This window comes from Pseudoalteromonas sp. OF5H-5 (assembly GCF_021530695.1).
Taxonomy (GTDB): domain Bacteria; phylum Pseudomonadota; class Gammaproteobacteria; order Enterobacterales; family Alteromonadaceae; genus Pseudoalteromonas.
This window is the reverse complement of record NZ_JAKGBF010000003.1, coordinates 41,726-62,561: the sequence shown is the minus strand read 5'-3', so window position 1 is coordinate 62,561 and position 20,836 is coordinate 41,726. Positions and strand designations below refer to the sequence as shown.

Annotated in this window: 22 protein-coding genes; 8 read left to right on the top strand and 14 right to left on the bottom strand. The window is 42.7% G+C overall.

Annotation, left to right across the window (positions count from 1 at the left end):
* Positions 1 to 75: 75 nt before the first annotated feature.
* Positions 76 to 567 (bottom strand): GNAT family N-acetyltransferase, encoded by a 492-nt coding sequence (locus L1271_RS05230; protein WP_029215811.1) that lies wholly within the window; start codon positions 565 to 567, stop codon positions 76 to 78.
* Positions 568 to 1,137: 570 nt separating this feature from the next.
* On the opposite strand from L1271_RS05230, the gene L1271_RS05225 reads away from it, so the two are divergent.
* Positions 1,138 to 1,557: a nuclear transport factor 2 family protein gene (locus tag L1271_RS05225; protein ID WP_010605576.1), complete on the top strand. Its 420-nt coding sequence runs from the start codon at positions 1,138 to 1,140 to the stop codon at positions 1,555 to 1,557.
* A gap of 37 nt (positions 1,558 to 1,594) precedes the next feature.
* Positions 1,595 to 1,831, top strand: a complete 237-nt coding sequence (locus L1271_RS05220) for a helix-hairpin-helix domain-containing protein (RefSeq protein ID WP_010605577.1) — start codon at positions 1,595 to 1,597, stop codon at positions 1,829 to 1,831.
* Positions 1,832 to 1,893: 62 nt separating this feature from the next.
* On the opposite strand, the gene L1271_RS05215 is transcribed toward L1271_RS05220, so the two are convergent.
* Entirely contained in the window at positions 1,894 to 2,403 is a 510-nt protein-coding gene (locus L1271_RS05215) for a hypothetical protein (RefSeq protein ID WP_102058171.1), read from the bottom strand.
* 213 nt (positions 2,404 to 2,616) lie between these two features.
* Positions 2,617 to 3,489, bottom strand: a complete 873-nt coding sequence (locus tag L1271_RS05210; protein WP_235367106.1) for a LysR family transcriptional regulator — start codon at positions 3,487 to 3,489, stop codon at positions 2,617 to 2,619.
* A gap of 94 nt (positions 3,490 to 3,583) precedes the next feature.
* On the opposite strand from L1271_RS05210, the gene L1271_RS05205 reads away from it, so the two are divergent.
* Positions 3,584 to 4,957, top strand: a complete 1,374-nt coding sequence (locus L1271_RS05205; protein ID WP_235367105.1) for an MATE family efflux transporter — start codon at positions 3,584 to 3,586, stop codon at positions 4,955 to 4,957.
* Between the two features lie 40 nt (positions 4,958 to 4,997).
* Here L1271_RS05205 and L1271_RS05200 read toward each other — a convergent pair whose 3' ends face one another.
* A complete protein-coding gene (locus L1271_RS05200) occupies positions 4,998 to 5,531 on the bottom strand; it encodes a dihydrofolate reductase family protein (RefSeq protein WP_235367098.1) in 534 nt (177 codons plus the stop codon).
* Between the two features lie 86 nt (positions 5,532 to 5,617).
* Here L1271_RS05200 and L1271_RS05195 point away from each other — a divergent pair, with 86 nt between their 5' ends.
* Complete coding sequence (locus L1271_RS05195; RefSeq protein ID WP_235367096.1) at positions 5,618 to 6,175, top strand: TetR/AcrR family transcriptional regulator; 558 nt, start codon at positions 5,618 to 5,620, stop codon at positions 6,173 to 6,175.
* Positions 6,176 to 6,234: 59 nt separating this feature from the next.
* Here the strand turns inward: L1271_RS05195 and L1271_RS05190 are convergent, their stop codons facing one another.
* Complete coding sequence (locus tag L1271_RS05190) at positions 6,235 to 7,029, bottom strand: helix-turn-helix domain-containing protein (protein ID WP_235367095.1); 795 nt, start codon at positions 7,027 to 7,029, stop codon at positions 6,235 to 6,237.
* A 144-nt stretch (positions 7,030 to 7,173) separates the two neighbouring features.
* Between L1271_RS05190 and L1271_RS05185 the strand changes: the two genes are divergently transcribed.
* Positions 7,174 to 7,554 carry a DUF3224 domain-containing protein gene (locus L1271_RS05185; protein WP_045988631.1) on the top strand — a complete coding sequence of 127 codons (381 nt, stop codon included), beginning with the start codon at positions 7,174 to 7,176 and terminating at the stop codon, positions 7,552 to 7,554.
* A gap of 19 nt (positions 7,555 to 7,573) precedes the next feature.
* On the opposite strand, the gene L1271_RS05180 is transcribed toward L1271_RS05185, so the two are convergent.
* The 3 genes from L1271_RS05180 to L1271_RS05170 all read right to left on the bottom strand — a co-directional run bounded on the left by L1271_RS05180 (position 7,574) and on the right by L1271_RS05170 (position 11,555).
* Positions 7,574 to 8,191, bottom strand: a complete 618-nt coding sequence (locus L1271_RS05180) for an HAD family hydrolase (RefSeq protein ID WP_069021016.1) — start codon at positions 8,189 to 8,191, stop codon at positions 7,574 to 7,576.
* 159 nt (positions 8,192 to 8,350) lie between these two features.
* Entirely contained in the window at positions 8,351 to 10,852 is a 2,502-nt protein-coding gene (locus L1271_RS05175; protein WP_235367093.1) for an ABC transporter permease, read from the bottom strand.
* A complete protein-coding gene (locus L1271_RS05170; protein ID WP_010376092.1) occupies positions 10,842 to 11,555 on the bottom strand; it encodes an ABC transporter ATP-binding protein in 714 nt (237 codons plus the stop codon). The genes L1271_RS05175 and L1271_RS05170 overlap by 11 nt, the downstream gene beginning before the upstream one ends.
* Between L1271_RS05170 and L1271_RS05165 the strand changes: the two genes are divergently transcribed.
* Positions 11,554 to 12,174 (top strand): arylesterase, encoded by a 621-nt coding sequence (locus L1271_RS05165; RefSeq protein ID WP_010605587.1) that lies wholly within the window; start codon positions 11,554 to 11,556, stop codon positions 12,172 to 12,174. The two genes, L1271_RS05170 and L1271_RS05165, sit on opposite strands and share 2 nt — an antisense overlap.
* 101 nt (positions 12,175 to 12,275) lie before the next feature.
* On the opposite strand, the gene L1271_RS05160 is transcribed toward L1271_RS05165, so the two are convergent.
* The 6 genes from L1271_RS05160 to L1271_RS05135 all read right to left on the bottom strand — a co-directional run bounded on the left by L1271_RS05160 (position 12,276) and on the right by L1271_RS05135 (position 18,852).
* On the bottom strand, positions 12,276 to 13,016 hold the full coding sequence (locus L1271_RS05160) for a reprolysin-like metallopeptidase (RefSeq protein ID WP_010605588.1): 741 nt from the start codon (positions 13,014 to 13,016) through the stop codon (positions 12,276 to 12,278).
* A gap of 16 nt (positions 13,017 to 13,032) precedes the next feature.
* Positions 13,033 to 13,734 (bottom strand): hypothetical protein, encoded by a 702-nt coding sequence (locus L1271_RS05155; protein ID WP_102058179.1) that lies wholly within the window; start codon positions 13,732 to 13,734, stop codon positions 13,033 to 13,035.
* Positions 13,735 to 14,068: 334 nt separating this feature from the next.
* Positions 14,069 to 14,662: a 1-acyl-sn-glycerol-3-phosphate acyltransferase gene (locus L1271_RS05150; RefSeq protein WP_206471867.1), complete on the bottom strand. Its 594-nt coding sequence runs from the start codon at positions 14,660 to 14,662 to the stop codon at positions 14,069 to 14,071.
* A gap of 279 nt (positions 14,663 to 14,941) precedes the next feature.
* Complete coding sequence (locus L1271_RS05145) at positions 14,942 to 15,829, bottom strand: hypothetical protein (protein WP_010605591.1); 888 nt, start codon at positions 15,827 to 15,829, stop codon at positions 14,942 to 14,944.
* A 111-nt stretch (positions 15,830 to 15,940) separates the two neighbouring features.
* Positions 15,941 to 16,429, bottom strand: a complete 489-nt coding sequence (locus tag L1271_RS05140) for a DUF6702 family protein (RefSeq protein WP_235367092.1) — start codon at positions 16,427 to 16,429, stop codon at positions 15,941 to 15,943.
* Positions 16,429 to 18,852 (bottom strand): M1 family metallopeptidase, encoded by a 2,424-nt coding sequence (locus L1271_RS05135; protein ID WP_235367091.1) that lies wholly within the window; start codon positions 18,850 to 18,852, stop codon positions 16,429 to 16,431. Before L1271_RS05135 ends, L1271_RS05140 begins: the two co-directional genes overlap by 1 nt.
* Positions 18,853 to 19,311: 459 nt before the next feature.
* Here L1271_RS05135 and L1271_RS05130 point away from each other — a divergent pair, with 459 nt between their 5' ends.
* Positions 19,312 to 19,551 carry a hypothetical protein gene (locus L1271_RS05130; RefSeq protein ID WP_010376069.1) on the top strand — a complete coding sequence of 80 codons (240 nt, stop codon included), beginning with the start codon at positions 19,312 to 19,314 and terminating at the stop codon, positions 19,549 to 19,551.
* A gap of 81 nt (positions 19,552 to 19,632) precedes the next feature.
* A complete protein-coding gene (locus tag L1271_RS05125) occupies positions 19,633 to 20,832 on the top strand; it encodes an exonuclease SbcCD subunit D (protein ID WP_010605594.1) in 1,200 nt (399 codons plus the stop codon).
* Positions 20,833 to 20,836: the final 4 nt, after the last annotated feature.

Sequence of the window (20,836 nt, the reverse complement as noted above, 5' to 3'; positions counted from 1 at the left end):
TTAGGTTAACAAGTTTATATCGGCTACTTAGCAGCTAGGGTAGCCGACTTACGGTCGAGCTAAACAGCTACATATCTAAGGTTTTAATAAGGTAAAAATATGATTGTTATAGAAACGTTCATTTTTGAATATGGCGCGTTTTAACACCGCTTCTTGCTCAAAACCTGACTTCTCTAGTAGCTTCATTGATGCATGATTGTCGTCAAATACTGCGGCAAAGATCCGTTCAATATTGGTCTCGTTAAATACCTCTGACGTAATGTGTAAAATGGCTTTATGAGTAATTCCTTTACGCCAATGGCTTTTTGCGAGCCAATAGCCTATTTCACCAGAACGCTCATATTCAAACCCGCCAGGGTTAACACCTATACAGCCGATAAGCTGCTGACCATCGCAAATCGCCCGAACATAGCCTTGTTTACTGCCTTCATTTACCCACCACATGGCATCTTGCTCGGTGTAAGGTTGCGGAATTTTTGTTGATAAATACCGAACGACATCGGGATCGTTCAAAATCACGACCATATTGTCAACATCATTGGCTTGGAACGGTCTTAGTTTGAACATTGAGCTCTCTTTCAATAAATTTAAACGTAAATTCATCAATAAGTTACCATTCCCTTTCGAGGTATACAATGCGTGCTTTGTGTAGAGAAAAGTAAGCTGGGGCTGGTTGTCGCCATTTGATGTTATTTTGCGTATTTTGATTGCATTAAATAACGTTAATTATTTTATAGACGAGGAATGCACAATACTAACTTCAAGCCTTGCACCGCAAATTCTTCAACTGAGATTACCTAACCTGAACTCGGGATAAGAAGTTAGTTAACCTGAGCTGCGGATAATTAATGCCTTTCTAGCAGCCAGTTTTAGCGCTAACTGCGTTGAATTCACTTCCAATAGCCAGCTATTGGTGCGTAAATTCGCCTTGTTTTCCCTAAAACTCTCTGGCTAGATAAGGAGAAAACTAAGTTGTGCTTTAGCAACAATGAGTTGGAACATTCCTTATCCAAACCTCAGGTTAGTTAAGTTACTAAAATATCTAAGTTCAGGTTACCTATATTGTTTTTATTTTGTTTGCCCTAATAAAGAGAGTGAGATTACAAATTAATTGCAAAGGATTAGGAAGAAAAAACGATGGATAAAAATACCTTAATTGAATTGGTGACTGAGTACTTTAAAAAGATTGATGTTGGAGATTCAAGCTATTTAGACCTATTTCATGATGAAGTGACTTTCTTTTTTCCAAAGTTTGGTGACGCTGTTGGTAAGCAAGCATTACTTGAGTTTGGCGATAAAATTGGCAGCTCACTCAACAGCATTTGGCACGATATTGCGCATTTTAATTTCATTGTGTCTGGAAAAACAGTTGTTGTTGAAGGGCGCGAAGGCGGTGTGATGCGTGATGGGACGCACTGGCCTGATAATCAAATTTCATCTGGCCGTTTTTGTAGTGTGTTCGAATTCTCTGATAACTTGATCACAAGAATGCATATTTACGTTGATCCAGACTTCTCAAGCCAAGATAGTGATAGGATTTCAATATTATCGCGCTAATGTTGACTGTTTTGATAAAGAAAAGGATAGCTGATCTATGGTTTTCTCTGAAAGTGAAAAGAACACCTTACTCGCCCTCAAAGGAGTCGGCCCTACGGTAATAAAGCGTTTTGAAGAAATCGGTATTTGCAGTTTGAGTGAACTTGCGACTTATGAAGTTGAAGAAATAGCTGAGCGGGTCGCTTCTATGTTGCAAACAACTTGTTGGAAAAACAGCCCGCAGGCAAAAGCTGCCATTCAAGCTGCAATCACGAAAGCACGTAAGATGAACTAGCGTGTAAAGCCCCTTTACGGGGCTTATTCAAAGTAGTCTGGAAAACATATTATCTAGGCTTACTAAGCAACAGCTTCTACAAAGTTGAGGTCGAAACGTCCGTCCGGATCTTCTACTTTGATAAGCTCGTTAAGCGGTTTGTTTTTTAATGCCTTATTTTCAGCAAAGATGTCTAACAATAGTGGTTTTACTGCGTTTCCGCATAGCGCCTTGGCGAGTGCTTCATGAGAAAGCTTGAACAACAGGTCCATATTCTCGTCCTCGTCTTCAACGAGTTCTATATCTTCCCAGCTCTCGAAAATGTCTCTCAGTTTACTGACTTCTGCGCAGTCATCTTCAAAGTCAGATAAGATGATAAACTCGTCTGAGGCAACGTTTTTATGTTGTTCAAAACGGCTTTCTGGCAGGCTATAGATATTCCAATTTACATCGTAATGCCAAAACTCAACAGATAACGACATATGAGAATAAGCGCTTTGATTTACATAAAATTTTAGTTCGTTGATGCGCCTTTTAATAAGTGTAATTAAAACGTTTTCGTAAGCTTCAATAAGCGTATTTTTATCAAACATAATGTATCCTAACTGCGGTCTTAAATGCTAAGACTACGTGCTCCTATATTTGTTCTCAGTATTAATTCCACTCTACTATGTAAATGTGAACTTTTGTTACTGGCGTTTGCTAAAAGGTAATTTATCCAAAACAGGTTAATTTAACCACCAGTGTAGAAAAAATGCCAGTCTCTGCCGAGCCAATATGGCTTTAAATTGACAGTGTACGTTTAGTCAAAATAAGCTTGCTGTTTCGTTGTATAGCCATCGCACGATAGGCCCTTTGCTTTGATCTCTGCGTTGCACGATACCCATTTCGACGACCAGCGGGTTAGGAATATGTTCGGTTGATAGCTCGACCAGTTCGTTCATGTACCATGGCGTGTTGACAACATGTTCAGGTACTAATGCCCAACCAACCCCTCTAATGGCTAAACCCATGATGTAATAGTAACTGTCAATGTGCCAGTGGCTTGTAGATATGGCTTGTGACTGAGTATTACCAATGCGGTCACGTATAACGAGCTGCCGATGTTGGTTTAGCTCCTCAATGCTTGGAGCAGAATGTTGTGCAAGCGGGTGGTGAGGGGAGCAGATCAAGATTTGTTTAAAGCTGCTAATTGAGGTGAAATCCAGCGATTCTGGCAATGGTTTTTGGTGAAATAAAATGCCTATTTCTGCCCTTTTTGCGCTCACCCATTGTGCAATGTCGTCTTGGGAACCATTAATAATGGCTAATTTTAATAGCGGAAATTGCTGAGCTAATCGTTCAAACAATGATTCAAATGCGATGATGGGCACTGCTTCATCCATGGCAACGGTGAGAGGCACCTCTTCGCCACTATTAAGAGAATTGGCTCTTGATTGCAGGCGCTGACACTGCATGAGCACCGCTTCAGCTTCTTTAAACAGATCGAGACCAGCTTGATTTAACACTGGCAGTCTGGCGGAGCGGTCAAAAAGTGCAAAACCTAGATCGGCTTCCAAATTGGCAATTGCGGTGCTGACCCGAGATTGTGCCTTCCCCAAGTGTCTTGCTGCAGCTGAAAATGACCCCAACCTGACGGCGGTAACAAAGGCTTCAAGTTGATCGAGTGTCCAATGCATAATGATTAACCTATCCGAATTTCGGATGGATACTAACTTTGACCAATCTCAATTACAAGGATAATAACGGTTTTTCTTGCTTAAGGATTTCATCATGCTGTTAGATTCAGCGAGCAAAACCCCCACAAAAGACACCAACGTTACCCGCACTTTTTGGCGTTATACCATCCCTGCCGTTGTCGCAATGATGGTCAATGGATTGTACCAAATCGTCGATGGTATTTTTATTGGTCACTACCTTGGTGCTCAGGGGTTGGCTGCTGTAAACCTTGCTTGGCCCATTATAGGGATCATTATTGGTTTTGGCGTTTTAATCGGGATGGGATCTGGCAGTTTGCTGTCGATATATCGTGGCGCTGGCGACAATACCGATGTGCAGCAGCTGATGGGCACTAGCTTTTGGCTCATCGCTATCTTGACTGTGGTTGCAATGACTGTCCTTGTATTATTCGGACCTACTTTGCTTGAGCTTCAAGGTGCATCGGGTGAACTTTTACATTCCAGTTTGGCCTACTTACAGGTATTGAATTGGGGAGCTGGGGTTACCATTGCGGCAGGTGCGTTGCCGTTACTACTAAGAAACAATGGTAAACCAGAATTGGCAACGGCTTTGCTGATTGTAGGGGCGCTCGGCAACATAGTGCTCGATTATTTTATGATTGTGGAAATGCAATGGCAACTTCCCGGTGCTGCACTTGCTACGCTGATTTCACAAGGGATAGTCGCACTTGCAGCGCTCTACTTTTTACTCACTTCTGGTGAAGAAAATAAACCCAAAGGTGCGTTTAATCAGCCCCTAGCCCTAGAAATACTAAAGCAAGGCGCAGCAGGATTGGTGATGTTTTTGTATTTTGGCTTTATCGTTGCGTTACATAACAAGCAGTTGCTGATATTTGCCAGTGAAGTTGAGGTGGCGGCCTTCGCTGTGGTTGGTTACCTTGGCGTTATTTACTATTTTATCGCAGAAGGCGTAGCGAATGGTGTCCAGCCGCCTATCAGTTATTATTATGGAGCAGGCCTTTACCAGCGCATTCACACTATGTTTAAGCTGGCGCTCAAAGTGAGCTTGGGTTTTGGTGTGATGATGGTAACTATGTTTTATCTGTTTCCGAAGGATGTACTTGGGCTCTTCAGTGAGGATTTGGCTTTGCTCAGCGCGGCCGAGCGTGGTTTGCAGCTGCATCTATCCACGTTATTCTTGGATGGCTTTATATTTCTTACCTCGATGTACTTTGTTGCGGTAGGTAAAGGCGGTAAAGCGTTGGCTATTTCGCTTGGAAATATGTTGGTGCAATTGCCGTTTTTATATTTATTGCCCTTCTGGTTTGGTGTTGATGGGGTGTGGCTTGCGGTACCTATCTCAAACATCACGTTAACCGTTATTATCATCCCTCTACTTTGGCGTGATTTATATCAGTTAAAGCATGCAGAGATGGAGGCTACGTCAGGTGATAAGCAGTGCGCTTAGTTGCATACTGTAGGCGCTTATTTTAAGCGCCTTCTTAGGGTTACCTTTGGCGTATGTAGTAATTTTTTACCACGCAATCTAAATATCTCACAGCATTCACATGTCTAAATTTAAGCGGTTCGTTTAATCCTCCGAATAAAGGTATTCCGCCACCTAAAATAGTTGGAATGGTCGTGATAATTAGCTCATCAATGAGATCTTGTTGAAGAAAGCTTTGTATGGTTTTTCCGCCATCAATGTAAAGGTTTTTAAAGCCCTGCTGAGCCAGTTGTTTGACGATATCTGTCAGTTCACCTCGTACAAGCGACACCTTATCTGAAAAGGCTTTTGGTACATCTTTAAGCGTATTACTTAGTACAAAAACAGGTTTATTGTATGGCCATTCGCAATCAAATCCTTGGATTGTCTCAAAGGTATTACGTCCCATGATGATGGCATCTACGCGGGCCATAAAATCGGCGAACCCCAAGTCTGAACCTTCAGAGTTGGGTAAATCGTGTAGCCAGTCTAAGCAGTTGTTTTTACCCGCGATAAAGCCGTCTAGACTTGCCCCAATATAGACGATGTTTGCCATCTTATACTCCAATTGAACTCTAAACTATTTCAAGATAAAATAAATTCTACGGCGTAGAATTTATTTTATCTTAGCGAGAGTAAACAATGAGTGTCAAGGATAAGAAGCGTGGCCGACCATTAGCTGAAGGTGAAGCACTAAGTCAGGAGCGGATCATACAAACAGCCAAATTGCAGATGAAGGAAAGCAGAAAAGTGCCTAGTATTCGAGCGTTGGCGAGCAGCCTAAATGTCGATGCGATGGCAATTTATCATTACTTTAAAAACAAACAGGCTTTGCTTGAAGCTTTGACCTGCTCTTTAGTCGATGAAATCTATGAACCTAGCTGCGCTGAAAAGTGGCAAACAGAACTACAAAAGCTCAGTGCAAGTTATTTACAGCTACTCGATGACTATCCAGGGTTGTTAACTGTGCTGCTATCAATGGACTCAGTAGGTCCAGCTCAAGTATTTCAAACTCGATTTGAAGAAGTGACTCAAACGCTTGAATTACAAGGGCAGGCACAACAAGATGCGATTTGCTTACTGGTTGATTATTTACATGGGGTAGCACTCGCTATGGAGTGTCACCCAGATAGAGAAGCGTTAAATGTCTCGATGACAAGCGGTGCAATTGCACTAATTTGTAAAGCGATTGAGGCTTAAGTGTCATTGCGTTGTGGCGTTGTAAAGGGGCATTACAACACATAGAGGCGAAGTACCTGTTAGGGGCGCTTGAGATAACGGTTTGGAGTGGTGCCGATTATTTCTTTAAAATCTCTTATAAGGTGGGACTGATCGGTATAGTCCAACTGAGCAACAATATCTGCCATCGTAGTCACATTGGATTCAAGCATTGCAAGTGCTTGGTGCAGGCGATACTTTCGAATTAGCCATTTAGGACTAAAACCTATGTAGTGTTGGCAAAGCCTTTGTATTTGTCGTATTGGCATGTCGCAGTGTTTAGCAAGTTGCTCAACCGTAAAAATATCGCTGTGATCTTGCAAGGTGTTGAGAATATATTCAGCCATAGCAGCACCTGTGCTTTGAGGGAGTGTAAACGACATTAAAAATTGTGATAGCACTTTTACCCGCTCTGCATCATCACTTGCCATGGTTAATGAAGAAACCAGCGGACTCGATGGCACATCGCAAAGATGCTCCCAAGAAAAGGTTTTATCGACACATGCCAAAGGGGTGATATTAAATTGCTCCACTAGGGCACCGACCCTAAATTTAACCCCCAAGAGCTGCCCTTTTCCACGCATTGTGTAATCGTATACTTTGCTTACAGGGCCAATAATTTTTATTTCATCGGTACTTTGCAGCAAATGAAAGTTGGGATCTGGTAAGTTTCTTTGTGTATGAGTTTTATTATCCGGCAAACACCAGTCGACAAACCAAAATTGCTCGACAAGATCTTTTAACTCTGTGCATGGGAAATACCGTCTAAGCTGGTAGTTTGGCGCGCTTTGTTGTTGGTGAAGTACGCCGTTGATTGGGCTAAGGTTAGATTTCATCGCTGCCTTGTTATGGATAGAGCTTATTGTTTGATGTCGTGTTTTTACAATACCAATTTTAAATTGCGTGCTAGATTTAAAACAAGCTGCATGAAACTGCAGAGCAAGGTCAAACTCTTCTACTATAAAATTAAGGGAAATGCGATGCAACTAACAGGTGTGTACGAAATTATCAATTGGCAAGAAACCACAGAAAAACAATTTGATGATGGTGCTAAACTCTCCAAAGCCGTGGTGAGCCTCAGTTATGAAGGCGAAATTGAAGGCAGTAGCGAAGTTTATTATCAGCTTCACTATACCGAAGAAGGAGATGTTGAGTTTAATGGCTTTGAAGCAGTAACCGGGGGCTTTTCTGGGCAACAAGGTAAGGTTGTATTGATGCACGATGGTCGTTTTAAGCACGGTAAAGCACATAGTAATTTTACGGTGGTACAGAGCGATGTTGACGCGATTGCGGTGGGTGACAAAGGGTCATTTGAGTCGACTGAGGGAAAAAAGGCAAACTACCAAATAACACATAACTGATAGCTTCAATGTTATTGCGCTAGGCTAAGTAGCGGTGTCTTCTCATGTCTAGCGTGTACAGCGCATCAACTAACTCAGCAAAGTGACTAATGACGACATCTGCTTGCTCTGCGTAGTGAGGTTTGTCATTGGGGGCAAACAAGCATGACGGCATATTGGCGTTATGTGCTGCCTCTATATCGTAGAGGTAATCGCCAACATAAACACATTGATAAGGTGGCACTTGCCAGGTCTGAGCAACTTGCAGCAGCGCGGCTGGGTCTGGTTTGGCTGGCGCATCGTCTCTTGTTAAAATCAATGGAATTGGCAATCCCGCTGTTTTAAGCTTCAATCGCGCCGCTTTTGCAAAGTTTCTGGTCACAACGGCAAGCGGGACCCCCATTCTCGAAAGGTGCGCAACAGACTCCTTAACCCCAGGAATAACTTCACAGTGCTGTGCGTCACATAATTCATGTTGGTGGACGATGTTCATGGCCTCTTCACGCATGTAAGGTGAAGGCAATGTACTGATAAAACTGAGTAAGTCTTGCCCTACCGGACAGCCAATTTGCGCCCGAATAAGTGAGAAGTCGAGTTCAGATGTCACTAGTGTGCCATCTAGGTCAAAAATAATGCCTTTAACCGGTATCCTATCCATTTTTAATATCCTTTGGTTTCGCATGTGTACTGCGTAGCCCTACTTAAAGGTAGGTACGTAATTGAAGTTTGTAAAGATCAAGACGATGGAGTTTTGCTTTTGCGAGATGAGTGGCTCACTGATGGTAACGGTGAGCCACTTTTTAGTCTTTTCGAAGTTTTATGCGAGTTTGCGTAGTAGCCCTTGCGTGTTTTGTTTCATGGTGTTCGCCACCATAAAGTAACCAATCACAGCGACGAATGTTGCGCCAGTTGCAGGCCCTAATAGCCAAATATAGGGGTGCAAACGGCCATCCACATCGAATGTTTGAACTTGGATCACCAACAGTGCAATGTCACTGACCACGGCAGCTACCAGTCCTGCTAATCCGCCAAGTAATAAAAATTCATAAAGCGTGGCGAGTTTTATCAAACGACCTCTGGCACCGAGTGTGCGCAAGATAACGATTTCCTGCATACGTTCGGCAAGGCTTGCCTGAACCTGAGAAATGAGCACCAAAGAACCGCTGATAAGCACGATACTAAGTACAAAGCTAATCGCCAGTGAGACTTGAGAAATCATCGATTGTGCCTGTTTGAGCTGGCTCTGAATGTCGATCATACTAATTGTTGGATACGCTTTCAAAAACTGACTAATAACCTTAGTGTCTGCTATTTCAAGCTTGGCGGCAGTAAAGTAAGTCACAGGGAATTGGCCGGCGATTTTATCGTTGAATATCATCACAAAGTTAGGTTTCAGCGAGCCCCAATTGACACTACGTAAACTCGTCACTTTGGCTTCAATTGTTTGACTATTGATTAGGAAGCTAAGCGTGTCCCCCACTTTTATCCCTACCCGCTCGGCAAGCCCTTGAGCGACGGAAACTTGAAGCGCATCAGAGTCATCAAACCACTCGCCATCGACTACTTCATTACCCGCTGGCAATTCATCTAACCAAGTAAGATTGAGCTCGCGCCCTACCCCATCACGTGCATCTTCGTCTTTTTCTTCACCCTCTTGCAGTGAGACCCTGCGTGCAAACTCTTCGCCATTTAGCGCATTTACACGACCCAAAAAGACGGGATAAAAATGTTCATGTTTGATGCCACTTTCATCGAGTTTGCTTTGCATTGGCTGAATTTCTTGTTCCATGATATTGATAAAAAACGCATTGGGTGCGTCTTCAGGAACTTGCATCTGCCAATCTGAGATCATGTCATTTTTCAGCACCACTAAAAACAACATTAATTTGATAGCCAGAGCAAAGCTAATAAGCTGTACCGCATTTGCATTGGCACGTTTTTGCAGTGTGGCAATGGCAAGAGACCAACTTGATCCCGGGCTCAACCCTAGTTTTCTGCCCGCTGAAAATAATAGTCGTGAGATCACGTATAGCACGACCATGAGTAGCAAGGTTGCGCCGAATAAAATCGCGGTGATCTTAATATCGCGACTAAATAGCCACATTAACCCGAAAATTGTTAATACTGAAAGCGCCATATGAATTCGACTAATCGCGATGGTGTCTCCAAGGTTGCGTCTTAGGACGCGCAGCGGCGGGATATCAAATAAATCTAATAGTGGTTTTAATGAAAACATCATTGCGCATACCACACCCACGGCAATGCTCAACAGCCAAGGCCTAAACCCTGCTTCAGGCAGGGCCGTATCCATAAAGTTAATCAGGTAAGCGGCCCCAACACTTTGCAGCCCGTAACCGATAGCAAGACCGACTACAACGGAAAAAAAGGTCACTAAAGAAAGGTGTAAAAGATAAATACGGCGGATGGTTTTGCGACTACCTCCGAGCGTTTTCATCATGGCGACGGGATCATATTGGCGCTCACAGTAGCGCTTTGCAGAAACCGCCATCGCTACGGCAGCGAGCATGATCCCAAATAGTCCAGCAAGGAGCAAAAAGCTCTCTGAGCGAGCTAAGTTTTCACCTAAAGGTGATTGCCTATCTTTTATTCCCTGCCAAGATTGGTTGCTTTTGAGTTGTGGCTTGAGCCAAGTGTAGTACTCTCCCAGCTGCTGCTCTGAGCCCGAAAATAATAGTCGGTAGAATACTCGGCTCCCGGGTTGAATGGCTTTAGTCACCGCAATATCATCATGATTAATAAGGACGCGTTTGTTCCCCGCCAGCGAGAAGAAAGGGGCATCAGGCTCGCTAATAAGCACCTTACTCACTGTAAACTGCCCTGCCCCTATTTCTACCACATCGCCAATTTTAAGGCCAAGGGAATAAAACAAGCCTTCGCTGAGCCATACATTGCCCTTTTTCGGAGCGGCTTGAACTTGGTAATTCTCGCCATTAAGGCTATCTCTTAAAGTAAGTTTACCTCTAAGTGGATATGTATCTGTCACCGCTTTTAGCGCGCCAAGTATTAACTCATCGTTGGCAAATAACATCGAGTCAAAATACACTTGCTTGGCGGTATTTAAGCCAAACTCTCGTGCTGTGGTCAGTACTCGGTCGTCGAAATCATGGTTGCTCGAAAGCCGCCTGTCAGCAGCGATAAAGTCTGCGGATTTTTGTTCTAGATTCAAACGGATCCGCTCGGTAATGGAAGACAAGCTAAACACAGTCAATACTGCAAGCGCAATTGCAGCTAGGATGATGGTGAGCTCGCCTCGTCTAAATTCCCTAGAGAATAAAGTAAGTGCTAACTTAAACCACATTGACAGCCGCTCCTTGTTTTATTACTTCTAGTTTTCCAGCTTCAATATGAATGATGCGATCACACTGTTGAGCGAGTTGCTCATCATGGGTAACAAGCACCAAAGTGGTGCCATTCTCTTTGTTTAGGTCAAACAGCAAACGCTCGATAAGATGGCCGTTCTTGCTGTCTAAATTAGCCGATGGTTCGTCGGCGAATAGGATTTTGGGTTTGCCAACAAAGGCTCTGGCTATAGCCACTCGTTGCTGTTCGCCACCCGAAAGTTGTGAAGGATAGTGCGTTAGACGATGAGACAAGCCAACTTTTTCTAATAACTCTGTCGCTTGATTTTTTGCACCTTTGTCCCCAGCTAATTCAGCAGGAAGCATCACATTTTCAAGTGCTGTTAAGCTTTGCACTAACATAAATGACTGAAATACGAAGCCGACTTTTTCTGCTCGCAGTTGAGCTCGAGCTTCTTCATCCATTTTTTGTAATGATTCGCCATCTAAATGAACTTCTCCTTTGGATGCGATATCTAATCCGGCAAGCAAACTAAGTAAGGTTGACTTACCTGAGCCTGAAGCGCCAACGATAGCCACGGACTCACCTGACTTGACAGTGAAATCGATATCACTAAGGATAGTGAGATTACCTTCAACGGTAGAGACCTGTTTAGTAAGGCCTTTTACTTGGATCATATTTAACTGAGAAAGCACTGACATGAAGTACTATTTCCTAAAGTTGTTGTTCATACTTGTTATTGTAATGACGCCGTTAAGCGCAAATGCCAAGCAAAAACTCATGATAGTTGGTGATAGCTTAAGCGCCGCTTATGGCCTGAAACAAGATGATGGTTGGGTTAAATTGTTACAAAATAAATACGAAACAGAACAAAATCCGATCGAAATTATCAATGTTAGCGTTAGCGGTCAAACAACAGGTAATGCTGTGGCAAAAATAAATCAGCAATTGAAAACGATTTCGCCTACTCATGTATTAATCGAATTGGGTGGTAATGATGGCCTACGCGGATTTCCTGTAAAAAGGTTAAAGGCAAATCTCACACTGCTGGTGCAATCTAGCCAACAAGCAGGCGCCAACGTTGCCGTAATGGAAATCCAAATCCCCCCTAATTTAGGTCCTCGCTATACCAGTATGTTTACCGAGAGCTACCAACAAGTGACAGAGCAAACCGGTAGCTACCTAATGCCCTACTTTATGCTAGAAGTGGCGGCCAAACCGGAATTAATGCAAAGCGATAACTTACACCCCAACAAAGAAGCGCAACCTCTAATCCGCGACTTTATGTATCAAGAAATCAATCAATGGCTGGAAAAATAAGCATACAAAGCACAAAAAAACCCGCTAAGAGCGCGGGTTTGGGTGTGTTTTAGTTTGAAACTTTAACTTATTGCAGTAGTGCTTAATTAACTACATTGCGATTACTTGAAGTTTGCGATACTCGTTTTAGTCGCATCTACCGTTTTCCAAGCATATGATTGACCAACTACACCATAAGGCACGCCGCCAAGAGACCAGTTCGGGTTAGCAAAGTAGTCGTATTGTGTTGCATTACCAAATACATGTGGATAAGCCATGATACTAGCAAAGTTGTCTTGTACACCGTGGCCCATGCCATCAACGTATACACCACCGCTGGTGTCACCTTGTTTGCGTGAATGCGCTAGACCTTGGTTGTGACCAAGCTCATGTACAAAGGTTGTTGCACCACAATCGATACCTGTAATGCTGAACATACGGTTGCTCATGCTTGAATATAGGTTGCCATTGCTACCTTGACCTACCCAAGCTAGACCACATGTGATGTAGTTACCATTGCGCTCACCTGTACCAAGTACCGCAACCATATCTGCACGCCAAGTATTACGAAGGTTAGCTACATAGCTACTGTTAGTCACAGAATCTAACCAAGCACTCGTTGGTGTGATGTTGTAGTTACCTAAGTTTTGTGTACCTGCAAGACGTAGTTGCAGATCGATGCCATTTTGGCTGTAAACTTGGTTTGTAAACGCAATCAGCTGATTGATTTTAGTATTAATGTTTGACGTAGCAGCCGCAGATTGATCGGTATAAAGAATGCCGATATCGACGGTTACTGCTGATGCGCTTGCAGATAGAGCGAGTGCCGTTGCCAGCGATGCTGCCTTTACTGTTGTTTTCATTGTTTTTCCTTTCTTTTTAGTTAACGTTACTTTTGGGTTGAAAAATATCTTTCTTCACAGAAACTGAGTTATGGTCTGTTTCGTCATGGCTATCATGCGGATGTAGTTCTTCTTCTTTGTGGGAGCGGTATAAGTCTCGCTTGGCAGCAATCCAGCCAAATTGATCTTTTGATTCAAATACATAGTTGCCACTTGGGGCGGTAAGTTGACCATATACGGCGTCTTTGCCTACGGTTAAAACGGTGGTATGGAAACGACCATCAGCACCGGTTACCTTACCAAAAACACTTTTATCGCCGTTTTCCGCTAAAGATATGCCTGTCACTTCTGCTACAAATGACTCTTGTGTTTGCGGAATTAACAATTCAAAGTTATCACCGCCTTCTAATTCTCTTAGTGTAGGTAAGTCAAACTCAATATACGCTTCGTTGCTTAAATCTTGTGGTAAAACCTTTGCGGCTGAAAGCACTGCTTTTGCTTTATTTGATACCTTATTCACAGCGTAAAAGTCGTTGCCCTTTTGTATTGGCGTCGCTGTAGGGGTGACCTGCTCAGGGCTCGATTCAAGCGTCTCATGCTTTGGAGTTGCCTGGTTATCAGTTTCTAAGTTGTGTGAAGCTTGAATTAAATTTACCTGTGAAGGTTGAGCTTCTGGCATCATTTTCCAAAAGGCAATTCCAATAAAACCAATAAGTAATGCAACAATGAGCACTCGCATAATTCACCACGATGACGTTAATAAGTAGTGAAATACTATTCATGATGCGGCCTTCTTATCAACTTTTAATTTACTGAATGTTTTCATTGTTGATGGTTAAAATTAAATATCTTCATGATATATATGTATAAATGTCATTAACAAATCTTTACAATGTGAGCGTGTTAAGTGTGTTATGGCTTGTAATTGTCAAGCTAATGTAATCAAAGTGTGCTGTTTCAAAGTGTTTGATTGGATTAGCTTTATTTTTTGAAATAGCTGATAGTTTTATTATTTTTTGTCTGAAATAATGGTATTTCAATTTAATCTTTTTGATCTTCATCGATATTTTTATTCATAGTCCTGATGCGTGTGCAGGGTATTTTGCCATTTGTTTTGAAAATTGTAGTTTGACTTGATTAAGTAACTGATCTGGCGTGAGCTCTGTTGTATTGTCGATCGCAGGCATAATAACAAAAGTTTTACTGCGGTAGTCTATTGCCATAGGCACAATGGGGACTTCGGCGGATTGCGCAATGTAGATGAAGCCTTTTTTCCATTCTGGAGTGTATTTACGAGTTCCTTCTGGAGCTAAGCCCAAAATCAATTTGTCGCTGGCATTAAAAATATCGCGAACCTGCGTGACCATACCATGCGGTGTATCTCGCCTAACCGGAATTCCACCCCATTTGCGTAATAACCAGCCAAATGGTGGGGTAAAAATGGTGTGCTTGCCTAAAAAGCGAATTTCAACATCAAGTGCAAGCTTGACAGCAATGCCAATAAAAAAGTCCCAGTTTGACGTATGCGGCGCGACGGCTGCTACAAACTTTTCTTCACTTGGGAAGGTGCCAGCTATCTTCCATCCCATCATCTTAAGCATCAAGCTACCAAGCTTTCGACCAATCGGGCTGTTTGAGCGTGGGATATTGGGTGGAATATTGATCAAGGTAATGGCCTTCTTTATTTGTGTTATTTGTTGGTGGTGAATTCATTCTAGCTGAAAGTTCTAGGGCCTGTTGACCGTTGCTGCAAAAACAAACTTGAAAGATAAACAGGGCTTAGGCACTAAGCGCTGGTGTGCGATGTTATCGTATAAAACGAATTACTGATTAGGCTGATAAATCTACAAAAAACTAGTAGATCCTTTACTTACACATACCAATCCCAAATTAATTAACCAAAGCCGATAATTCAAGTGTCAGTAGCTTATCACGCTGGACTGGGCCTAGTTGGGCGATATGCACTGGTGGATAGGTTGCCAAGTATATTTGGCGTTAAACAGGGTATCCCTTGTGTGACCACTCAAGTTTGGGTTTTGAAGTTTTAAAGCTTTCCTATCCTCAAATTTGGCTTTTGCAATGGCTTCACGAGTAATTGGATGATTGAAAAATAGTCTATCAAACGAGCCGTCTTCTATTGCTTTGTTGAGGCCATAGCTAAGGCGTTCTTTGAGTCGACTATTATTTTTATTGACGAAAAAGTACATAGCAGTGGGATAACAAAACGCGAACCTAGACTCTACTACTGTGCTATCCATGCTTTGTAACTCTGTCCATGGTTCGTGAAGTGCGCGAGGGAAGAGCTCAAAGCGTTTTTCTTCTAACATCTTTGGTAGCAAAGAAGCCATGCTAGTGACTACAACAAAGCCATTTTTTTCGTAGATTGAAGTATCGGGCCAGTCGATACCACTACCAAGCGTGAAACTCATTAATTGGGCGGGAGAGTGAAGCAAAGAGAGTCTTTCTTCGGTATCTTTGTGGATGAGAAATAAACGCGCGCCCATCATTCCTTTTAGTAGCGGCACATATACCGTCGCTAAACTCTTTTCTCTTTTGATGGATGTCATACTCCAGTGAACATCTAAAAGCTTCCCTTGCTCCAAAATTTCTAAGGTGCGTCCTTGAGGGGTATGATCGAAAGAGTTTTCACTGAGTTGGTAAGCGCCATATTTATCGCGGCTCTTATTTAGAGCCAGCCTTAATAACGCGATGTAGTAGTCTTGTTTTGGATCTGCAAATTCTTTAGAGATGTTATAGCGCACTAAATCGTTTGCACAGACGCTAAATGACGTCAGTAATATGCAGGTCAACACCAGCTTTATTGAGGCTATCATTCCTTTTCCTCATCGTGCATTAAAAAGTATTCTTTAACTTTAGCGCAGAACTTGAGTTGATAAAGTAAAAAAGGCACCGGAGTGCCTTTTAACTTTAGCGAGTTAGATAACCTAAAACGTGATGCTTAGCCAATCATCATTACCATCAAAGTGCAACGACCTGACTTTTCCTTTGCCTTCAAAGTTTACTAAATTGACTTGTTCTGACCACACATCTCTGAGTGCATTATGGCGCATTTTAAGTTCATTTATTGGTGAGAACAGCGGTGTTTCTTGATATACCCAAAAAAATTGGCCATCAATTTCCGCACCAACCAAATTTAAGGGCAGCACTTTACCTGCGCCTGTTTTTAATTCAACGCGCTTACTGACATAATTCGCAAAGCTTACTCTATCAGCAACATTGTTAAATATATCGGCATTGTGACTAAATAGGCTCTCTACCGCATGCTCAGTATCATGGAGATAGAATCTGTGCATGATTTCGATATTACCACTGCGTTCGTTAAATAACACCGTGGTGACCGCTGCTTTTAATTGGTGCGCTTGACAAAGCGGTGAAATCAGCACAAATAAACAGGCTAAGCGCCAGGTTTTCATTAGTTATCCTTTTTCTCTTCAAGTGGTTTTAGCTCGGCTTTAACGTCTTGCATGATATCGCGATACACTTTACCTTCACGTTCTTTCTTTTTATAGAGCTCTAGGCGAGATTCTATAATGCGTCTTGGGTAATGGTTATTCTCAATATCAACGTCAGCAGTTTCCCACCGCGGGTCAACGGTCACGGACGCAAGCGGTTTATCTTTATCTGTAATAATTAGCTTGCTGACGTTACGGGCATTGCGACGCCAAATCTCGGCAGGGATAGTCCGCTCTTCTTTGCTACCATCTTGGTACGTGAGCTCAAGTAAGATTGGCATCACGAGTCCACCGACATTACCAAACTTAAGTACGTAATAGTTTTTGTCTTCTTTTACCGCGCGCTCAAGAGTACGTTTTTCCCAAGGTTTAAGCTCAGATAAAAACTCACGATACTCATTTCGTTCTTCATTGGTTACCGTAAACTGGTCATTACTATCGTAAAAGTCTGTTATGTCTTGGTTTTTATCAATCCAAAGTGCGCGCCCTTGTTCTTGATTGCGTTTGACGAATAACGACATTGGTTTGTTCTTTTCAAACTCTCGTAGGCGGCCAAAATCGATGTCTGGGTTTTTGGTGTCCAACCGCAATTGATAGATTTTATCTAATGAGATATCGACATGATCTGTGCTGTAAAACCAGCCACGCCAGAACCAATCTAAATCGACCCCAGAAGCTTCCTCCATCGTTCTAAAGAAATCTGCTGGCGTTGGGCGTTTATATTTCCAGCGTAGGGCATATTCTTTAAATGCAAAATCGAATAGCTCACGGCCTAAAATCACCTCGCGCAGAATATTAAGCGCTGCAGCAGGTTTCGTGTAGGCATTTGGGCCTAAGTGCAATACGCTGTCTGATTGCGTCATGATTGGAGACTGATCTTCAGATTTCATGTAGGCAGCAACATCTCTTGGCTCAACGCCCCAAGGAATGGTGGGATCCCATTCGCGGCCAGCAACGCCATCTAAAAAGCTATTGAGGCCCTCATCCATCCATGTCCATTGGCGCTCGTCTGAGTTGACTATCATAGGGAAGTAGATGTGCCCTACTTCGTGAATGACAACGCCGATTAAAAAACGTTTCTCGGCCAGTGAATAGGTGCGAGAGCCATCATCTTGCAATTTCGTACGCGGACCATTGAAAGTGATCATCGGATATTCCATCCCACCGACAGGACCATTTACTGATTGCGCGGTTGGATAGGGGTAATCAAACGAGAAGCGTGAATAGACTTCCATGGTATGAATAACGGCTTCGGTGGAGTACTTTTTCCACAAGTCACCCCCCTCTTTGGGGTAAAATGACATGGCCATCACGAGAGGCTGCTCGTCACCACCTTGCTGATAGCCTTTAGCATCCCACATAAATTTACGTGATGAAGCCCAAGCAAAATCTCGCACATTCTTGGCCTTAAAGCGCCACGTTTTGGTGTCGTCTGTACCCGCTTTTTCGTTCTCTAGCGCTTCTTCTTCAGTAACGACGAATACCGGGCGTTTTGCTGTTTTTGCTTGCGCTAGTCTGTCACGCTGGGTTTTGCTCAGAACTTGCTTTGGGTTATCTAACTCACCGGTTGCAGAAACGATATGATCGGCCGGCACCGTGATTTCAACGTCGTAGTCACCAAACTCGAGCGTGAATTCACCACTGCCAAGAAACGCCTTGTTGGTCCAAGCTTCATAATCTGTATACGCCGTTAGGCGAGGGAACCATTGCGCGAGCAAAAAGATGTCATTACCGTCTTTTTCAAAGTGCTCATAACCCGAACGTGCGCCAACGGCATCTTCTTCAACAATATTAAAGGCGAAGTCCATACTAAATTGTAGATCTTTACCTGATTTGAGTGGTTCGTTTAGGTCAACACGCATCATGGTATCAACAATTGTGACCTTGAGCGGTTTACCGCGACCGTCCTTGACATTATTGATGATAAAACCAAGCTCAGTGTCATCCATAAACTGCTGGCGTCTGAGTTGATTTAGTGAAATTTTTGCATGTTTTGTAACCGGATTACTCTGTAATTCGTTCCCAAAAGTTGCAGTGCGTTCAGCAATTGAATCATTTTTGAAGATATTTTGGTCTAATTGTAGCCATAAATATTTGAGGGTGTGAGGAGAGTTATTTTTGTAATGTATGGTCTGCGTAGCGGTTAACCTTTTGGCTTTCTCGTCCAAGTTTACATCAATATCATAATCCACCTTTTGTTGCCAATAACGCTCTCCGGGCTCACCGGCTGCGCTGCGGTAGATATTTGGGGTCGGTAAAGTCTCATCTAATTGGCGAAACTTATCTTCAAAATGCCCTTTGGTTTGCGAAATGGCGCTGGCGTGTGCGACACCGGATAGCGCTAGTGCAACCAATAAAGGCATGGCTGGTGTTGATTTTTTCATTGTTATTTCCCATTTTATCGTGCCAAAGCATTGACCAATAAACATTTTTATTTCAGTTTTTGCTCGGAGTGAGTAGAGGGGATTTGCATGGTGACAAAGGAAGACAAATAAAACCTTCTACGTGTCAATAAACTGACAAATAAAAACACATAAATCAAAGTTTTGAGATAAAGTAACAAGATTTAGGCACGACTGAAATTACGCTGTTTTGAGTGTTTTTTAATCTGTTGTTTTTGATAGAAAAAATACAATGCTCAAAAAAATTAATTTGTATGCCAAAAAGGTATTTTGCTGGGTTATTGTCTACATTTTATAAATAAATAAAGAAAACAAAATTAGTTGTTGATATTGACCCAAGTTTGTCTTTAAAATCGCGCACTTTACAATCTATGGGTAAAACTGGCGTTAGTTTTGCTCTGTACTAAATACCCGTTTAGCGAATCGAATGTGGTGGGCAGTATGGATTTCTACATACTAAAAAAACAAGAGAAGTTTGTTGCAATTCCTGCAGACGAACAAAACTGTAAAGATTATTTAGATGACGGCTATTTTTATGTTGATAAAGTAGCTGCCTGTAACGAGAAATCGGCGATTAAACGCGTGCAAGATAAGCATAGTCGTGTTTTCAAGTTACCTGCTAAATTCTTTTTACTGGCATTACCTATAATCATTTTTGCTTGGTGGCAGTTGACTCACTAAGCTGTTAAAGCGTCAATATTCACAAGACGAATATTGCTCGACGATGCTATATTAGCGTTTCTATAGGAAAAGGAACGCTAAATGAAGGTTTTACACACGTCTGACTGGCACTTAGGGCAATCGTTTTACGAGCATGATCGCAGTGAAGAGCATCAGCTGTTTTTAGACTGGCTATGCGATGCGCTGGTTGAACAGCAAATTGATGTACTGTTGATCAGCGGTGATATTTTTCATACCGCAACACCGCCCGCGAGTGCTGAAAAGCAACTGTATACCTTTATCCAAAAAGCATCTCAACTGTGTCCTCAGCTGCACATTATTCTGATTGCAGGCAACCACGATTCCGCTAATCGCATTGAAACCGCAAAACCACTCTTAACCTTATTCAACACCCATGTTATTGGACGCTTTAACAAGCAAGCGCCTGAACAAGTTGTTATCGATTTACCCATCGCCGCGCAGCATATGCATGTTGTGGCAATGCCATTTTTGCGCAGTGCTGATTTACCAAAACCGCTAGATGACGAGTTTGACTATCAAACCGGGGTACAATTAGCTTATCAGCATGCGCTAAGCACGATAGAAGAAGTGAAAGGTCCTATTGTGCTAATGGGGCATCTGCACGCCAAGGGTGGAACGATTTCTGAAGATTCTGAGCGTAACCTCAACATTGGCGGCTTTGATGCGGTGTCTGCCGGCGTGTTTGGCGAGCAGTTTGACTATGTTGCGCTAGGCCATTTACATAAAGCGCAAACCGTCGCTAAGCAAAGTGCTATCAGATACTGCGGCACACCTTTGCCAATGTCATTTTCCGAACGCAATTATAAGCATCAAGTATTGCTCGCTGAATTTAATGAGCAAGGTCTGGTCGATGTAAACCCCCTTTACGTTCCCCGTTTTAAAGATGTGTTATATATCCCTGAAGATGGTGCAAAGCGCTTGGCTGAATTATGCGAAGCTATCGCGGCGCAGGATTTTAGCAAGTTCGATAGCGCTCCCTATGTTCGCTTAAAATTATCTGCAGCTGAAACCAATAGCCGCTTTCGGGCCGAGATTGATGAAGCGCTAAAAGGAAAGGATATTAAGTTCTGTGGTATTGAGCGGGTGTCTAAAGGCGCAGCTGCCAGTGAGTGGTTGTTTGAAGATTTGGGCAAAGTTGAATCGTTATCACCCAATACCTTGTTGGATATTGCCTATCGCGAAATTGAACCTGAGCAGGAAAAAGCACCCGCGACATTACATGAAAAATTAGCAGAAGTGATCGCGAGCATGGAGGAGTAGTGCA

Excerpts from the sequence above, each read along its gene's own strand:
- L1271_RS05230 (WP_029215811.1), bottom strand. The coding sequence starts at position 567 with ATGTTCAAACTAAGACCGTTCCAAGCCAATGATGTTGACAATATGGTC.
- L1271_RS05225 (WP_010605576.1), top strand. The coding sequence starts at position 1,138 with ATGGATAAAAATACCTTAATTGAATTGGTGACTGAGTACTTTAAAAAG.
- L1271_RS05220 (WP_010605577.1), top strand. The coding sequence starts at position 1,595 with ATGGTTTTCTCTGAAAGTGAAAAGAACACCTTACTCGCCCTCAAAGGA.
- L1271_RS05215 (WP_102058171.1), bottom strand. The coding sequence starts at position 2,403 with ATGTTTGATAAAAATACGCTTATTGAAGCTTACGAAAACGTTTTAATT.
- L1271_RS05210 (WP_235367106.1), bottom strand. The coding sequence starts at position 3,489 with ATGCATTGGACACTCGATCAACTTGAAGCCTTTGTTACCGCCGTCAGG.
- L1271_RS05205 (WP_235367105.1), top strand. The coding sequence starts at position 3,584 with ATGCTGTTAGATTCAGCGAGCAAAACCCCCACAAAAGACACCAACGTT.
- L1271_RS05200 (WP_235367098.1), bottom strand. The coding sequence starts at position 5,531 with ATGGCAAACATCGTCTATATTGGGGCAAGTCTAGACGGCTTTATCGCG.
- L1271_RS05195 (WP_235367096.1), top strand. The coding sequence starts at position 5,618 with ATGAGTGTCAAGGATAAGAAGCGTGGCCGACCATTAGCTGAAGGTGAA.
- L1271_RS05190 (WP_235367095.1), bottom strand. The coding sequence starts at position 7,029 with ATGAAATCTAACCTTAGCCCAATCAACGGCGTACTTCACCAACAACAA.
- L1271_RS05185 (WP_045988631.1), top strand. The coding sequence starts at position 7,174 with ATGCAACTAACAGGTGTGTACGAAATTATCAATTGGCAAGAAACCACA.
- L1271_RS05180 (WP_069021016.1), bottom strand. The coding sequence starts at position 8,191 with ATGGATAGGATACCGGTTAAAGGCATTATTTTTGACCTAGATGGCACA.
- L1271_RS05175 (WP_235367093.1), bottom strand. The coding sequence starts at position 10,852 with ATGTGGTTTAAGTTAGCACTTACTTTATTCTCTAGGGAATTTAGACGA.
- L1271_RS05165 (WP_010605587.1), top strand. The coding sequence starts at position 11,554 with ATGAAGTACTATTTCCTAAAGTTGTTGTTCATACTTGTTATTGTAATG.
- L1271_RS05170 (WP_010376092.1), bottom strand. The coding sequence starts at position 11,555 with ATGTCAGTGCTTTCTCAGTTAAATATGATCCAAGTAAAAGGCCTTACT.
- L1271_RS05160 (WP_010605588.1), bottom strand. The coding sequence starts at position 13,016 with ATGAAAACAACAGTAAAGGCAGCATCGCTGGCAACGGCACTCGCTCTA.
- L1271_RS05155 (WP_102058179.1), bottom strand. The coding sequence starts at position 13,734 with ATGCGAGTGCTCATTGTTGCATTACTTATTGGTTTTATTGGAATTGCC.
- L1271_RS05145 (WP_010605591.1), bottom strand. The coding sequence starts at position 15,829 with ATGATAGCCTCAATAAAGCTGGTGTTGACCTGCATATTACTGACGTCA.
- L1271_RS05140 (WP_235367092.1), bottom strand. The coding sequence starts at position 16,429 with ATGAAAACCTGGCGCTTAGCCTGTTTATTTGTGCTGATTTCACCGCTT.
- L1271_RS05135 (WP_235367091.1), bottom strand. The coding sequence starts at position 18,852 with ATGAAAAAATCAACACCAGCCATGCCTTTATTGGTTGCACTAGCGCTA.
- L1271_RS05130 (WP_010376069.1), top strand. The coding sequence starts at position 19,312 with ATGGATTTCTACATACTAAAAAAACAAGAGAAGTTTGTTGCAATTCCT.
- L1271_RS05125 (WP_010605594.1), top strand. The coding sequence starts at position 19,633 with ATGAAGGTTTTACACACGTCTGACTGGCACTTAGGGCAATCGTTTTAC.